8 protein-coding genes are annotated in these 14,692 nt (G+C 72.5%); 2 read left to right on the forward strand and 6 right to left on the reverse strand.

What is annotated here, in order from left to right; translation table 11 throughout:
* Nucleotides 1-400: 400 nt before the first annotated feature.
* The 4 genes from QT196_RS14210 to QT196_RS14225 form a co-directional block, all read right to left on the reverse strand.
* Nucleotides 401-6,745 (reverse strand): type I polyketide synthase, encoded by a 6,345-nt coding sequence (locus QT196_RS14210; protein WP_290355006.1) that lies wholly within the window; start codon nucleotides 6,743-6,745, stop codon nucleotides 401-403.
* 36 nt (nucleotides 6,746-6,781) lie between these two features.
* Nucleotides 6,782-8,116, reverse strand: a complete 1,335-nt coding sequence (locus QT196_RS14215) for a beta-ketoacyl synthase N-terminal-like domain-containing protein (protein WP_168479172.1) — start codon at nucleotides 8,114-8,116, stop codon at nucleotides 6,782-6,784.
* Nucleotides 8,117-8,195: 79 nt separating this feature from the next.
* Nucleotides 8,196-8,402 (reverse strand): DUF5988 family protein, encoded by a 207-nt coding sequence (locus QT196_RS14220; protein WP_235468172.1) that lies wholly within the window; start codon nucleotides 8,400-8,402, stop codon nucleotides 8,196-8,198.
* 256 nt (nucleotides 8,403-8,658) lie between these two features.
* On the reverse strand, nucleotides 8,659-9,252 hold the full coding sequence (locus tag QT196_RS14225) for a hypothetical protein (protein ID WP_290355007.1): 594 nt from the start codon (nucleotides 9,250-9,252) through the stop codon (nucleotides 8,659-8,661).
* A gap of 766 nt (nucleotides 9,253-10,018) precedes the next feature.
* Here QT196_RS14225 and QT196_RS14230 point away from each other — a divergent pair.
* Nucleotides 10,019-11,068, forward strand: coding sequence for a tyrosine-type recombinase/integrase (locus QT196_RS14230; RefSeq protein ID WP_266731098.1), 1,050 nt, complete (start codon nucleotides 10,019-10,021; stop codon nucleotides 11,066-11,068).
* Nucleotides 11,069-11,163: 95 nt separating this feature from the next.
* Here QT196_RS14230 and QT196_RS14235 read toward each other — a convergent pair whose 3' ends face one another.
* The gene (locus tag QT196_RS14235; protein ID WP_168479174.1) at nucleotides 11,164-11,982 is read right to left on the reverse strand and encodes an IPT/TIG domain-containing protein; all 819 of its coding nucleotides are present in this window, start codon (nucleotides 11,980-11,982) and stop codon (nucleotides 11,164-11,166) included.
* A gap of 444 nt (nucleotides 11,983-12,426) precedes the next feature.
* Nucleotides 12,427-13,755: an FAD-dependent monooxygenase gene (locus QT196_RS14240; RefSeq protein ID WP_290355008.1), complete on the reverse strand. Its 1,329-nt coding sequence runs from the start codon at nucleotides 13,753-13,755 to the stop codon at nucleotides 12,427-12,429.
* A gap of 96 nt (nucleotides 13,756-13,851) precedes the next feature.
* On the opposite strand from QT196_RS14240, the gene QT196_RS14245 reads away from it, so the two are divergent.
* Nucleotides 13,852-14,637 (forward strand): TetR/AcrR family transcriptional regulator C-terminal domain-containing protein, encoded by a 786-nt coding sequence (locus tag QT196_RS14245; RefSeq protein WP_290355009.1) that lies wholly within the window; start codon nucleotides 13,852-13,854, stop codon nucleotides 14,635-14,637.
* The last annotated feature ends 55 nt before the right edge of the window (nucleotides 14,638-14,692 follow it).

Consider the following 14,692-nt stretch of genomic DNA (forward strand, 5'->3'; position numbering starts at 1 on the left):
ACTCCGATGCCGCTCTCGCCTCATGAAGCACGCCGGCGCCATCGCTGGGTCCGTCCTGGCGGCCTTGGGAGTTCGCCGCGCCTCCGGTGTGTGCACCGGACCGCTTCCGCCCTCTTTCCCGTATTTATTCAAGCAGCGTGAGCGGCCGCCCGGGAAGGCGTACGATGCGGCATTGGTAGCGGCCGGGGATATCGCCGACGCGAAATACTATCACCATAAGAAAACCGTTGCGCATTATGCGGCAATGCCATTGATGAAAAGCCATCGAGCGGGCGCCGGAAAGGAATGCGCGGCAAGAATGCGGAAGAAATGCTACCGCTTCCACGGCGCCGTGAACAGACGGACGCCCGGCGGGCTTCGGCTGCCCGCCGGGCGTACTGTGCCCCCGATGACCGGGGAATTACGGTGCCGTCAGTTCCAGGCCCAGCTGCTCGGCGATACCGGCGGTGAGGGCGGCCAGCGTCGGGTGCTCCCACACGAAGTTCCGCGGGAGGTTCAGGTCGAAGGAGCGGTCGATGCGGGCCCGTAGCTCCATGGCCAGCAGCGAGTCGAATCCCAGGGATTTCAGCGGGGTCTGCGGATCGAGCGAGCTCTTGCCCAGCCGCAGGATGTCGCGGACATGGCCCGCCAGATGCTCCTCCAGCGCCGCCCGCCGGGCCAGGCCCGGCGGCAGCGCGGTGAGCCGGGCCCGGATGTCCTCGGTGCCGTCGGGCGCCGGGGCGGCCTCCTCCGCCGGGACGTCGTCGGACAGCCCGCTGAAGAAGGGGAGATGGCGGCCGGCGGGCGGCAGCCAGGTGTCCGGCGGGCCGGGAAGCACCCCGGTCTGCACCCGCCGGTGCGCCAGCAGCGTCTGGAGCGCCGCCAGGCCCTGGTCGGTGGGGATGGTGCGGTAGCCGCGGCTGCTGAAGTCGGTGGCGACCCCGATCTCGCCCCACGGGCCCCAGTTGACGGCCAGCGTCGGCATTCCCTGCCCCGAGCGCCAGGCCGCGAACCCGTCGAGCCAGGAGTTCGCCGCGGCGTAGGAGCCCTGGCCGGGATTGCCCAGCAGTGAGGCCATCGAGGAGAACACCGCGAACCAGTCCAGCGGATGCCCGTCCGTGGCCCGGTGGAGCTGCCAGGCGCCGGCGACCTTCGGCGTCCAGACCCGCTCCAGCTGGTCCTCGGCGACGTTGGCGATCACCGCGTCGTCCAGCACCATGGCGCAGTGCACCACGCCGTGCAGCCGGAAGCCGTCGGCCACCGCCGTGGACACCAGCCGCGCGGCGACGTCCGGCTCGGCGATGTCCCCGAGGACCACCGACACCTTGGTGGTCTTGCCGATCACCGCGGCGAGGGTCTGCGCGGCCTCGGGGGACGGGGCGGAGCGGCCGTTGAGCACGAGGTGCCCGGCGCCGTGGCCCGCGAGCCATTTCGCCGTGGCCAGCCCCAGCCCGCGCAGCCCGCCGGTGACGATATAGGCGCCGCCCTCCTGTACGGGCAGGTCCATATCGGGCAGCACCGCGGGGGCCTCGCCGCTGTCGGGCACGGTCAGCACCAGCTTGCCGACATGCTCGGCGGCGGCCATCGTGCGAAACGCCGTGGTGGCCTCCGACAGCGGATACTCCGTGCAGTGCAGGGGCTTGAGCCGGCCCTCCTCGAACGCGGCGAGGACCTCCTGCCACACCGTGGCAAAGGTGTCCGGGCGGTTGCGCCGCAGCTCGATCAGGTCGACGGTGCTCAGGCTGATGTTGTGCCGCAGCGGCAGCATGCCCAGCGGCGCGTCCGCCAGGATGTCGCGGACCCCCAGCTCCACGAAGCGGCCGAACGGGCGCAGCGTCTCCAGTCCCGTCCGGATGGCCGCTCCGGACAGCGAGTTGAGGACCACGTCCACGCCCTCGCCATGGGTCGCCTCGCGGGTGCGTTCGCCGAACTCCAGCGTGCGGGAGTCCATGACGTGGCGGATGCCCATGCCCCGCAGATAGCGGCGCTTGTCCTCGCTGCCGGCCGTGGCCAGCACCTCGGCGCCCAGCATCCGGGCCACCGCGATCGCCGCCATACCGGTGCCGCCGGTGGCGGAGTGGATCAGCACCCGCTCCCCCGCGGAGAGCCGGGCGACCGAGCGCAGCGCGTACCAGGCGGTCAGGAAGGCGATCGGCAGCCCGGCCGCGACGGCCGGTTCGATACCGAACGGGACCGGGGCCACCGCGTCGGCGGGCACGGTCAGGAACGACCCGAAGGCGCCGCCGCTGAGATCGACCGCGATCACCTCGTCACCGGCCTGCGGACGCTCCACCCCGTCGCCGACCGCGGTCACCACGCCGGCGCATTCGAAGCCGATGCGGTAGCGGACGTCCGTCTCGCCGGGGAGCAGGCCCATGGCCGTGAGCACATCGCGGAAGTTCAGGCCGGCGGCGGTGACCCGCACCTCGACCTCGCCGGGCCGGGGCGCGCGCCGTTCGGTGACGGCGTACTCCAGGCTCGACAGATCGCCCAGCCGGCCGGCCCGCAGCCGGAATCCGTCCACCCCGTAGCGCACGGTGCACGCGGTGGCCGCCTCCTCCTGCCCGCCGCCGGTCCCGGCGTGCTCCAGGCGGGCCACGTACCGGCCGTCGGCGCGCAGCGCGACCTCGTCGTCGTCCGCGTCCGCCAGCAGTTCCAGGGACACCTCCTCGGGATCGGCGTCGTGCGGGTCGGCGTCGACCAGCACCGGCCGGAGCTCGGGGTGTTCCAGGGCGCCGACCCGCAGCAGTCCGCGCAGGGCGCTCTGGCCGAGGTCGACCTCGTCGCCCGGCACCACGCCGCGGGCGCCGCGCGTGACGACGTACAGCCGTGGCGTGTCCGTGGTCGCGGTGAGGGCCTGGAAGGCGCCGAGCAGTCGGCGGGTGCGCCGCAGGGACTGCTCGGTGGGCTCCCCGCCGTCCGCCGGGCCGCACACCAGCACCACGCCGCGCGGGGTTTCGAGGGTGGCGGCCAGCCGCCCGGTGAGGGCGTCCCGGAAGGTGTCGAGGGAGGTGTCGTCGAGCGCCCGGTCCCAGACGACCGTACGGGCGCAGCGGGTGCGCAGCGCGGCGGCCAGCGCCTGCGCCGAGCCGTCCGCCTCGCCCACGACGACCCAACTGCCCGGCGCGTGACCGCCGTCGGGGGCTGCGCGGGGGGTGGCGCGCCAGCCGATCTCCAGCAGCCAGTCGTCGACCGCCGGGGTGCCGCGGGCGGCCGCGCGCCGTGCGAAGCGCAGTCCGTTGACGACGAGCACCACGGCGCCGCTGTCGTCCAGGAGGCGCACGTTCGCCACGATGGTCTCCGGCGTGATCTCGCTGACGTGTGCGTGGCAGTACACGGCGGTCGCGGGATCACCGATCAGCCGCAGTGCCTGCATGCCCACCGGCAGCACCAGCGCCTGGTCGTCCTCGTTGATCAGGGGCGCCACGGCGAGCTGGGCGCAGACATCGAGCAGGACGGGGTGCACCGGCAGCCCGGGGGGCGGGCTGCTGGCCTCGCGCGGTACCGCGACCTCGGCCCAGAAACTGTCGTTGTGGCGGCCGGCGTTCAGCCGGCGCACGCCGGTGAAGGCCGGGCCGTGTTCCAGGCCGCGCCGGCGCAGCCCGGCGTAGAGGTCGGCCGGTTCGACGGACAGCGGGTGGCGCCGGCTCATGTCCTCGACGGACCGGGGCCGCAGTTCGGGCCGGACGCTGAGCCGGTGCAGCACCGCGTCGGCCTGCGCCTCCCAGTCGCCGTTCTCGTTGCGGGCGAGGATCTGGCACTCGGCGCGGTCCGGTGCGGTCATCGTGACGACGGTGGAGACCTCGGTGTCCGCCTCCAGCCGCAGCAGCTGCTTGAAGTGGATCTCGGTGACCTCCACTTCGTGCGGTGCCGCGCCGAACGCCTCGCAGGCCACCGAGAGGGCCAGCCCGCAGTGCGCGGCCCCGGGGAAGACGGCGTTGCCGTGCACCCGGTGGTCGGCGAGCCAGGGCAGCGCGCCGGTACCGGCGTCGGCCCGCCAGCAGTGCCGCACGGGCTCGCCGGGAAATTCGGTGTGGTGGCCGGGCAGCTGGGCCCGGGGGGCCTCGGCGACGGCCGGGGGCTGCGGGGGGTCGGCCCAGTGGTGGCGGCGGTCGAAGGTGACGGTGGGCACGTCCACCAGCTCGCCCTCGGCGTAGAGGTGCCGCCAGTTCACCGGCACCCCGGCGCAGTGCAGCGCGGCGAGCTGGGTCCGCAGCGTGGACCCCTCGTCCTCGTCGCGGCGCAGCGTGGGCAGCACCACGGGGTCCCCGACGAGACCGGCCAGGCTGCTGCCGACGGAGTGGGTGACCACGGGGTGCGGGGAGACCTCGACGTAGACCACGTGCCGGTCGGCCGCGGCGGCGGCGACCGCCTCGGCGAACCGCACCGGGCGGCGCAGGTTGTCGCACCAGTAGTCGGCGTCGAAGGCCGGTGTCTCCCCGGGGTCGACGACCGTCGAGTAGAACGGCACCTTGGGCTGCCGCGGCGCGAGCCCGGCCAGTGCCGAGCGCAGCGCCGGCAGCACCGGGTCCACCAGCGGGCAGTGCGAGGCGACGTCCACCGCGATCGGGAACACCGGGATCTTCCGGGCCTCCCAGGCGGCGGCCAGCCGGCTCACCTCGGTGGTCCGCCCGGCCACGACGGTGGAGTCGGGCGCCGAGAGGACCGCGACCGACACCGTGTCGGCCGCGCTGTCGGCGAGTTCGGCGCGCACCGTGTCGGCGTCCAGAGCGACGCTGAGCATGCTGCCGCTGCCGGCGATATCGCTGAGCAGTCCGGAGCGCCGGCAGATCACCCGCACCCCGTCGGCCAGGGTCAGCGCCCCGGCCACCACCGCCGCGGCGACCTCGCCCATGGAGTGGCCGATCACCGCGGCGGGTTCGACGCCGTACGAGCGCCAGGTGGCGGCGAGGGCCACCTGGAGGGCGAACAGCACCGGCTGTACCGTGCCGCAGCCCTGGACGGGTCTGCCCTGCCGCACCACGTCGAGCACCGACACCTCGCTCTGCGCCCTGATGAGCTCGTCGAGCTCGGTCAGCGCGTCGAGGAAGGCCGGTTCGGTCTTCAGCAGTCCGCGTCCCATGCCGGGCCACTGGGAGCCCTGGCCGGAGAACACCCACACCGGTTGCCGCTCGACCGCGGCGCCCACGGAGCCGGTCACCACCGCCGGGTGCCGCTCCCCGGACGCGAAGGCCCGCAGCGATCCGATGAGTTCGCGGCGTGCGGAGGTCACCACGCCCATCCGGCCGCGGCCCGCGCAGCGCCGCAGGGCCAGGGTGTGCGCGATATCGCGGAGCGGCACGTTGGCGCCGTCGCCCTCCATCCAGTCCGCGAGCCGGGTGGCGGCGGTCGGCAGTACGTCCGGGGAACCGGCCGACACCAGGAAGACATCGGAGGTCGTCCGGGTCGGCCGGCCCAGGTCCTGGCTCGGGGCGGGCCGCCGTTCCGGGGCCTGTTCGAGCACGACATGGGCGTTGGTCCCGGAGAAGCCGAACGAGGACACGGCGGCCAGCCGGGTGGCGGTGCGCAGCGGCCAGGCGGTCAGTTCGGTGGGGACGAAGAAGCGGGTGCCCCCGGGGGTGATGGCCGGGTTCCAGCGCCGGAAGTGCAGATTCGCCGGGATGGTGCCGCTCCGCAGGCACAGCACGCTCTTGATCAGCCCGGTGACCCCGGCGGCCGGTTCCAGGTGGCCCACGTTGGTCTTCACCGACGTCAGGGCGCACCGGCCGGGCCCGTAGCCGTAGACCTCGGCGAGGCTGGCGAACTCGATCGGGTCGCCCACGGGGGTGCCGGTGCCGTGGGTTTCGACCATGCCCACGTCCCGCGGGTCGACCCCGGCCTGGGCGAGGGCGTCCAGATACAGGGCCCGCTGGGCGGTCACCGACGGCGCCGCCAGGCCCTCGGACGAGCCGTCCTGGTTCGTGGCCGAGCCGCGCAGCACCGCCAGCACCCGGTCGCCGTCCCGCTCCGCGTCGGCGAGGCGCTTGAGCACCACGACGCCGCAGCCCTCGCCGCGGACGAACCCGTCGGCGTCGGCGTCGAAGGTCCGGCAGCGGCCGCCGGCCGACAGCATGCCCATACGGGCGAAGGACCGGGTGATGCGCGGCTGGAAGCTCAGCGTGACGCCGCCGGCGAGCGCGACCTCGCACTCACCGGCGGCCAGGGCCTGGCGGGCCATGTGCACGGCCACCAGGGAGGAGGAGCAGGCGGTGTCCAGCGCCACGCACGGCCCGTGCAGACCGAGCAGGTAGGAGATCCGGCCGGCCGCCACACAGTGCCCGTTGGTCAGGATCGAGCCCTCCAACTCCTGCGGCTGACCGGCCAGTTGGTCCATGTAGTCGCTGTAGCTGATCCCGGCGAAGACGCCCGTGCGGGTGCCGTTCATCCGGTCCGGCGGGAGACCGGCGTGTTCCAGGGCCTCCCAGGTGACCTCCAGCAGCAGGCGGTGCTGGGGGTCCAGGACGTCGGCCTCACCGCCCGCGACGCCGAAGAAGGCCGCGTCGAAGCCGGTCACCTCGCGTAGATAGCCGCCCTGACGGGGCGTCGGTGCCCGGCTCCCCGGACCCGGGGAGCCCTCGGGAACCAGGCGCCGGCGCTCCGCGGGCAGCTCGCCGACGGCATCGCGCCCGTCGACCAGCAGCCGCCACAGGGCCGCGGGCGAATCGGTGTCGCCGGGGAGCCGGCAGCCCATGCCGATCACGGCGACGGGCTCTGTCTCATGGATGGGTCGTGACTCGGCTGGCGAGCCGTGCATGTCGTTGCTCATCGGGGTCTCCGTATGTGGGAGGTGATCTGCCCGTGGTCACACGGCTTCCGGACTGCCGAGGAGGATGGCGTTCTTCACACCGCCGACCTGGTAGTTGAAGCTCAGCGCGTAGTCGAAGTCGAGCGGGCGGGGCCGCACGCCGGGGACGGGGTCGAAGGGCAGCCCGTCGGCCGGCTGTTCGCAGTTGGCGGTGGGGCAGACCTGCCCCCGCTCCATCATCATCAGCGTCATGGCGACGCCCAGGCAGCCGGCCGGCGCCCCGTTGTGGCCGAAGCAGCCCTCCTGGGAGGTGACCAGCACATCGCTCTCGGGCCCGTACAGCTCCCGGATGGCGGCCGCCTCGAAGGCGGTGACGACGATGTTGCCGTCGCTGCCGCCGTGGACGTACGGCACATCGTCGATCCGCCACCGGTCGCCGAGGCAGCGGCGGACGGCGGCGACCAGCTCCACGCCGGTCTCGTCGGACGCGAGCGGGTTGGCCAGGCCGTCCCGGGTCATGGCGGTGGCCAGCACCTGGCCGTACATGTGCGCACCGCGCCGGGCGGCGTGCTCACGGCTCTCCAGGATCACCGTGGCGGCGCCCTCACCGTGGTTGATGCAGTCCGCCCGGCGGTCGTAGGGCCGCATGAGGGAGCTGAAGGACGGCAGCAGCTCCGGCATGTCGGTGGTGCGGAGGGCGTCATAGGTCTGCTGCGCCCCGCTCAGCAGCCGCTGGATGTTCTGGATGAGGTGGACGTTGAAGACGTCGACGCCGGTCACGACCGCCACCTCGACCTCGCCCTGGGCGATCATCCGCCGGGCGTTGCCGACCTGTACGGCGGACGAGGCACAGCCGCACGAGACGGTGTAGCAGGGGCCGTTGGACTGCGTCAGGGCCGCCTGGACCAGGGCGACGTCGGAGGGTGTCACGGCCTGTTCGGCCGCGACGAACAGCTCCATGGCGTCCGGTGCGCTGGTCTTGCCGGGGTCGGCGCTGAGCACCGAGAGATAGCTCTCGATGTTCGCGTCGACACCACCGCGGCCGACCAGGATCGCGGCCTCGCTCAGGGCGCCGCCGTAGGTGGTCAGTCCGGCGTCGGTGGTGGCCTCCGCCATCGACACCAGGCCGAAGCGGTGCGCCGAGGTGTAGTGGCGGGAGAAGAACGGCGGCACATCCGGGAGGCGTTCGTCGAACATCTCCTGGGTGAGCTCCACCGAGCCGTAGTAGACCTCGTCCCGCTTGAGGCAGGACCGGCCGTTGGAGATCACCGCCCACATGTCGTCGGCGGTGAAGACCGGCTCCGCCGCACCGGGCAGACAGAATCCGACGCCGGTCACCACCACATCGCGGTTCTTGTTTCGTTCTCCGGAGTTCCCGGACCGTTGGTTCATGACAGAGCTCCGTCCTTCACGAGGTTCCACATGGTCGTTCTCCTCTGCGCATTGCTTTCTGCTGCGGGCCGCATCGCGCCTACTCGGCGATTCGTGTGCGGTAACACCAGCGGTAGACCGGGACCTGTTGTCCGCCCAGGTCCGCGTATTCGCCGTAGAATTCGAAACGCTCGTACCCGTTGCCCCGCAGGAGCCTTATCGGGTCGCCCGCGTCGTCGCGCATGTGCTGCGGAAGGGCATTTCCCTCCGGCCCGTCGACGAGGATCACCATTGTTCTTTTCGCCATACTGTTCTCCCGATGTTCTGTCGCAGTGGGTTGTGGGGGGCAGGCTTCAGTGGTTGAGGTGGGGGGGACCTGGTGACAGATCACTGCGGGACCGGTGGCGGCGGGATGACAACTGCCGGACCGGTCAAGGTGGATGGAGCGGCGACGGCGACGTCGGGGGGCGTCGACGACGGTGCGGGCGCGGCGGAAACGGTGACCGTTCACGGTCCGGCGGCGCCCGGGGCAGGCTGCGGGATTCCGTCCCGCTCAGGCCTTGTTACTGAATTTCCGCCGCGAGAAAAGCGGCGGGACAGGTGCCGGTGACGCGGGCGGCGGTCATCGTCACGCTTCCGTTGCCGAGGGAGCGGCTCATGCCGCGCAGCAGGAAAGTCCCGTCCGGCGAAGCCGAGATGGGGGAATCCATACTCCCGATTCCGGCGATATGGCCACCGGTGCCAGGGAATTCCGGCCGGTCGCCGCGGACACCGGGGGCGGCCGTTACGGGGCGTCCGCCGGCGCCGGGGACCGGGATGGCCCCGGCCGGTACGAGGGTGCGGAAACACCGGGCGGATTCCCCGCGGACGGGGAGGGGGCGCCGTCCCGGCGGGGAATCCGCAGTGGGGGTGCGCCGGCGCGTGGCCTGCGCGCTTCCGGTGTCGTGCGGAGCGTGGACGCGGTGCGGCGCCGGGAGGGCGGTGCCGGACGCGGGGGCCGGGCCGGCCGCGGAGATGCGCGCGGATTCCTCACCGGGCACCGGGATCGGGAGACTCAGGTCACCGCCGGACCGGTCGGGTTCCGGTGCGGTCGCGGTGCGGGCCGGGATCAAGGCACCTACGCCGTTGACCCAGCGAATGGTGGAAATGGTTCGCATGACGCCCCCTGATCCGAATGTGGGGGGCCGATCAGCCGGTGCCGAGGTGCCGGCACCGGCTGACGGATCCAAAACCCTCTACCGGGGACGCCCATACGGCATCTCGGTCTGACCGCAACCAGGCGCTGGGCCGGGCCAACGGGTAGGCCAGGTGCCGCTCCCCGGAGAGGATGGGCGGCCCACCGGTTGGATGCGACTAGTTATCCATGCGGCTCGGCGGGCTACAACAGTCAACCGATAAGGCCACCCGTTCGGAGCAGCGCGAAAAGTGGAAACTCGTACCAACTTGCGCAATGGCCTTTGAAGATGCCTTTATTCAACTCATGACTGATGCAGCGTTGGATTGCGCACTGCGACGGCTTGATCGCGATGAAGAACCGTGTGCAGCAGCAAGCTCACCGCTTGTCATTCTTGTGTGTGGTGGAACACAGCGGGAACCGACGCGCCGTCAATAGCCGACCGCCGCCGGCCGACGCTGATGGTGACAATGGAAGTCAGTTCAACTTCGGCAAAGCCTACGCCGTCCCGCATCTTCCGTTGTCCATAAGCGAGTTGGAGGTGCGTCGTAATACTCCCGTACCGGTGAGTTGATCCACGGGAGGGCCGTCGGCGCGGACCGTCTGTGCGGTGGAGCCCGGCCTTTTGCACCGCCCACAGGCACGATGTGGTCACGATTTCCCGGCTTCGGTTTCACGCTCCGGAGCGCATCGCGCCAAGAGCCCCCGGCCGGCCGAATAACTTCCCAGCAGACAAGGGTGATTCGACAATGAACGATAACGCCGGGAGCCGGATTCCGCCCGGTACCGACACCCACACGATGTCACTCGTCGCCTACGGGGAACACAGGTGGGAGGCAGCGATGCACGGCCTGGAAACCCTGACCATGTCCCCCTACCAGGCCGGGTGGCGGCTGCGCGTCGTCCCCAGCATCGGCCACGTCCTCGTACGCAAGGTCACCCGCCGGGTCGTCAACCGCGCCCTGCACTGCTGGATCGCCGACGAATGCGGCCTGTCCACGGTGAAGAACAGCCTCGCCGTCCTCGTCCGCGTCCTCGAACAGGCCGTCCGGGACGGGGTGCTGGACGCCAACCCGGCGCGGGTGGCCGGCTGGCAGCAGGAGTACCAGCGCGCGCAGACCGAGCGCACCACACCGCGGTCGCTGGCGCTGCCCGGCGCGGACGCCCTGGAGCGGCTGGCGACCACCCTCGTCCGGCGGGCGTCCGACGGCTACGAGGGCTGGGGCGACATCGTCCGGTTCGCCGCCTGGACCGGTACCCGCTTCAGCGAGGTGTCCGCCCTCCGCGCCCAGGACATCGATATGAGCACCTGGACCTGGCAGGTCCAGCACTTCACCGTGTCCGAGCCGGAAGGCCTGCACGACCGCCCGTGCCGAGGCAGACACCACCGGGTGGTGCCACTGCGCCCCGCCGCCCGCGAACTGGCCGCCGGACGGCTGGAGACGGCCCGGCACCGGCCGCAGGCCCGGCTGTTCACCGGCCCGCACCGGAGCAGATTCACGGCCGCGGCACTGCGGGACGCGACCCACTGGGACGACGTGGTGGACGAGCTCGGCCATGAATACCTCCGGCGCCAGGACCTGCGCCACACCGGCCTGACATGGATGGCGGACGCCGGGCTCCCGCTGCCGCTGCTGTGCGGCGCCGCCGGGCGGCCCCCGCAGGACACCCGGCGGTATCTGCCCCCTGACGGGCCTCGGGTCCCCGCGCAGAGCCCCGGGGAGCCACCGGCGAGTTCGGCCCCCGCCCGGCGTACGGGCGGGGGCCGAACCGTTTCCCTGCGCCCCCCTGCGGAGTGACGGTGCCGGGCCGCCCGGCCAGGCCCGGCGGGGAACCGCGCGAGCGGCGGACCTCAGGTGCCGGGACCCGGACCGTCCCCCACAGGGGCGGGCCGTCACAGGTAGGTGAACGACCCGGCGTTGACGCTGCCGGCCGCGGTCTGGACGGTCACCTGCACCGTCGTGCCACTGGTGCCCGGCGGGACGGTGCCGGTCACGGTCGTACCGGTCACATTCACCGTCACCCCCGTTGCGGGTGCGGCCCCGAAGAGCACGCTCGCCCCGAAGAGGTTGGTTCCGACGATGGTGAAGGTACCTCCCGCGGACCCGGTGGACGGCGTCACCGTTCCGGTGACCGTCGGAGGCAGCGGCAGGTAGGTGTAGCCGCCCGGGACGGTCGTGGTGCCGCCCGGAGTCGTCACCACGACCGGGACATTGCCCCCGGCGGGCGGCCCGGCCGGTGTGACACCGGACAGGACCGAGCCGGTGGGGTCCGTGCCCAGCACGGTCGCCGCGTTGCCGCCGATGGTGACGGTGGCACCCTGAAGGTTCGAACCGACGACGGCGAACGGCGTGCCGCCCGCGGTCGGCCCCGAGTTGGGGCTGATGTCCGCGGCCACCGGAGCGCCCGCCACGACGTAGGCGTACGACGCCGGGTTGCTGGTACCGGCGGCGTTGGTGACGGTGACCTGCACCGAACCCGCGGCGTGCGCCGGGGCCACGACGGTGACGGTCAGCCCCAGCGGGTCCTGCGCGACGATGGTCGCCGACGTTCCCCCGAAGAGGACGCTGGTGGCGCCGCCGAGGCCGAGACCGACCAGCTGCACCGTGTTGCCGCCCGCGGTCGGCCCCGTCGCCGGCACCACGCCGAGCAGCACCGGCCCGATCGCCAACGGCAGGGCCGGGAGCCCCGGCTGAACTGTGGGTGTAGACATGAAAGTCCTCCTGCTGTGTGAGCTCGTTGCTCGGCCGCTCGTGCCAGACAGGGCACACAAGCCGGAATCCGAGCGCTGGCAGCAGCCGGCCGCACAGGAGGACGACGCAGACGGGCAGACATGGCCGGCGCACACCTGGGCGGTGCGGGGGGCCATCGCGCTCCTGGCCGCCCTGCACAGCCCCTCAGCGAAGAGGACTGGTGGGCGGGCCGACTACCGAAACCCGAGGGGGATGGACGGCCCACCGACAGGCCACACCAGTAACCCAGAAGAGTTACCACCAGGCAATCGCGTTGACCCCGAAGCACCCGATCGGCGGAGCGCGAAGGCGGGGGGATTCGCTACGGGCCGGGGGCCGGGGCCGGGGGGCGGGGCGTTCGCAGCGGGGGCTTCGGGGGGGGCTCCCCCTGCCCCTCCCCACCCCAGCACCCCCCGCCGCCCCCGTCACCCCACAGTCGAGGCCGCCCCCGTGACCAGCGACGGGTAGTCCTCCAGCGTGATCGCCGCCGAGATGTCGTGGCCCTGTTCCAGCATGGCGGTGACGGTGGACGGGGTGTTCAGGGCGGTGTTGCGGGCGTCGATTGCCTCCTGGGTGGTGGGGGCGAAGAACTCGCCGGCCCCGCGGCCGCCTTCCTGGCAGCGGGTGACGTAGGGGCGCAGCTTCTGTTCGTAGCGGGTGAAGGCCATGCGGTGGTCGGCTCCGGCGAGGGCCAGTTCGCCGGCGAGGACATAGGCGCCGACGATCGCCGAGCCGGTGCCCATGCCGCCGAGTGTGGCGCCGTACGCGGCGTCTCCGAGGAGGGCTACGCGTCCTGTGGACCAGTGCGGCACATCGACGCGGGCGATGGCGTCGAAGTAGAGGTCGTCGGCCTGCCACAGGGTGTCGAGCAGTTCCGGTGTACGCCAGCCGGCTCCTTCGTAGGCGCGGGCTATCAACCGCTTCCGGGACCGGATGTCCCGCCGGTCGTAGGGGAGTTCGTCCGCGGAGGCGAAGACGCAGAAGGCTTCGCCGGTGTAGCCGGGCTCCCCGGTGCGGCGGGGCAGGCGGCCGACCGTGGCCAGCCGGCCGGGTTCGCCGTAGCCGACCGGGCGGGCGCCGAGGTCTCCGGCGCCGGCGGGCAGGTCCCATGCGGCGAAGTAGTAGCCGAGGTGGCTGACGCATCGCTCCTCGGGGGCGAAGGCGAGCCGGCGCACGGTGGAGTGCAGACCGTCGGCGCCGATCACGAGGTCGAAGGTGCGTGGCGCGCCCCGTTCGAAGGTGGCGTGGACGCCGTCGGCGGTCTCGGTGAGTGAGGTGAGGGAGTCACCGAAGAGGTACTCGGGGAGGGCGCCGGGGACGGGGCCGCTGTCGGGCGGGGTCAGGCTGTGTTCGTGGAGGAGGCGGGACAGCTCGGAGCGGAGTATCTCGACCTCGCCGGCGGCGAATTCGGGCGGGAGCGTGGCGAGGTCGCGGCCCTGCCCGTCGATGAAGGTCATGGGGGTGCCGGGGCCGGTGCGGTGCCGTCGGATGGCATCCAGGACGCCCATGCGCTCCAGGACCGCCAGATGTGCCGCGCCGCGGAAGTCGACCGCGAAGCCGCCACCACGCAGGGCCGGGGCCAGCTCGATCACGGTCGTCCGGTAGCCGTAGCGGCCGAGCCAGTAGGCCAGGGCCGGGCCGGCCACGCTGGCGCCGGAGATCAGAACTGTGCGCTGTGGTGGTGCCGTTCGCTTTCCCCGCGCCCGGTCGGGCCGGTCCGTGGCCGGGTGCCCCGCTGTCATTTCGTACGTCATCGCACGCTCCCCACGTCGATCGGTCGTACCGACAAGAGAAACTGTATCCGACGGACACTGTTTTGTGTACCCCGGACACAGTTTTAGGATGCGGGGATGGCTGGAGACGACGAGAAGCACAGCGTGTTCGGGGATCAGGCGGGCAGCGTCGAGTTGCTGTGGGGCGGGCGCGAGCGGCCCAGCCGGGGGCCCAAGCCGGCGCTGAGCCTGGAGCGGATCACGCTGACGGCCATCGACCTCGCCGACACCGGCGGGCTCGGGGCGGTCTCCATGCAACGGGTCGCGGCCGAACTGGACTTCACCAAGATGTCCCTGTACCGCTATGTGCCGGGGAAGAGTGAGCTGGTCGCGCTGATGATCGACCGGGCGATGGGGGAACCGCCGGGCGCGCCGTCACCGGACACCGCCGGCCGGAGCGGCGAGGAGCCGTGGCGGGTGGAGCTGCGGGCCTGGGCGCACGCGCTGGCGGAGGTCTACCACCGGCACCCCTGGCTGCTGGGTGCGGCCGTCGGCCCCCGGGTCATGGGGCCGCATGAACTCGGCTGGACCGAGCGGGCGCTCGCCGCGCTCGCGGACACCGGGCTGACCGGCGCCGAGCAACTCGACGCGGTGGTCGTGGTCAGCGGCCACATCCGGGCCATCGCCCAGGTCGCGACCTCGATGGGGCTGGGCAGCGCTCGGGCCAAGGAGCCCGAGCAGGTCATGAGCGCGGCGCTGAATGAACTGCTCGCGGGCCGCGCCGACCGCTTTCCCGCGGTCGCCGCGGCCGTCGCGGCCACCGAGGCCGACCGTGCCTCCCGCGACCGGGCCGGGGAGTTCGGCCTGGAGCGGATCCTGGACGGCCTGGCGGCCTACATGAGCCGGGTGCGGGGCGGCGCTTAGGGCCTGACCGGCCCCGGCACGCCGGGCGCGGCACGCCGGGCGCGGCACGCCGGGC

This window comes from Streptomyces sp. P9-2B-2 (assembly GCF_030406865.1).
Classification (GTDB): Bacteria; Actinomycetota; Actinomycetes; order Streptomycetales; family Streptomycetaceae; genus Streptomyces; species Streptomyces platensis.

Coding starts and splice junctions, on each gene's coding strand:
- QT196_RS14210 (WP_290355006.1), bottom strand. CDS start 6,745: ATGAGCAACGACATGCACGGCTCGCCAGCCGAGTCACGACCCATCCAT.
- QT196_RS14215 (WP_168479172.1), bottom strand. CDS start 8,116: ATGAACCAACGGTCCGGGAACTCCGGAGAACGAAACAAGAACCGCGAT.
- QT196_RS14220 (WP_235468172.1), bottom strand. CDS start 8,402: ATGGCGAAAAGAACAATGGTGATCCTCGTCGACGGGCCGGAGGGAAAT.
- QT196_RS14225 (WP_290355007.1), bottom strand. CDS start 9,252: ATGCGAACCATTTCCACCATTCGCTGGGTCAACGGCGTAGGTGCCTTG.
- QT196_RS14230 (WP_266731098.1), top strand. CDS start 10,019: ATGAACGATAACGCCGGGAGCCGGATTCCGCCCGGTACCGACACCCAC.
- QT196_RS14235 (WP_168479174.1), bottom strand. CDS start 11,982: ATGTCTACACCCACAGTTCAGCCGGGGCTCCCGGCCCTGCCGTTGGCG.
- QT196_RS14240 (WP_290355008.1), bottom strand. CDS start 13,755: ATGACGTACGAAATGACAGCGGGGCACCCGGCCACGGACCGGCCCGAC.
- QT196_RS14245 (WP_290355009.1), top strand. CDS start 13,852: ATGGCTGGAGACGACGAGAAGCACAGCGTGTTCGGGGATCAGGCGGGC.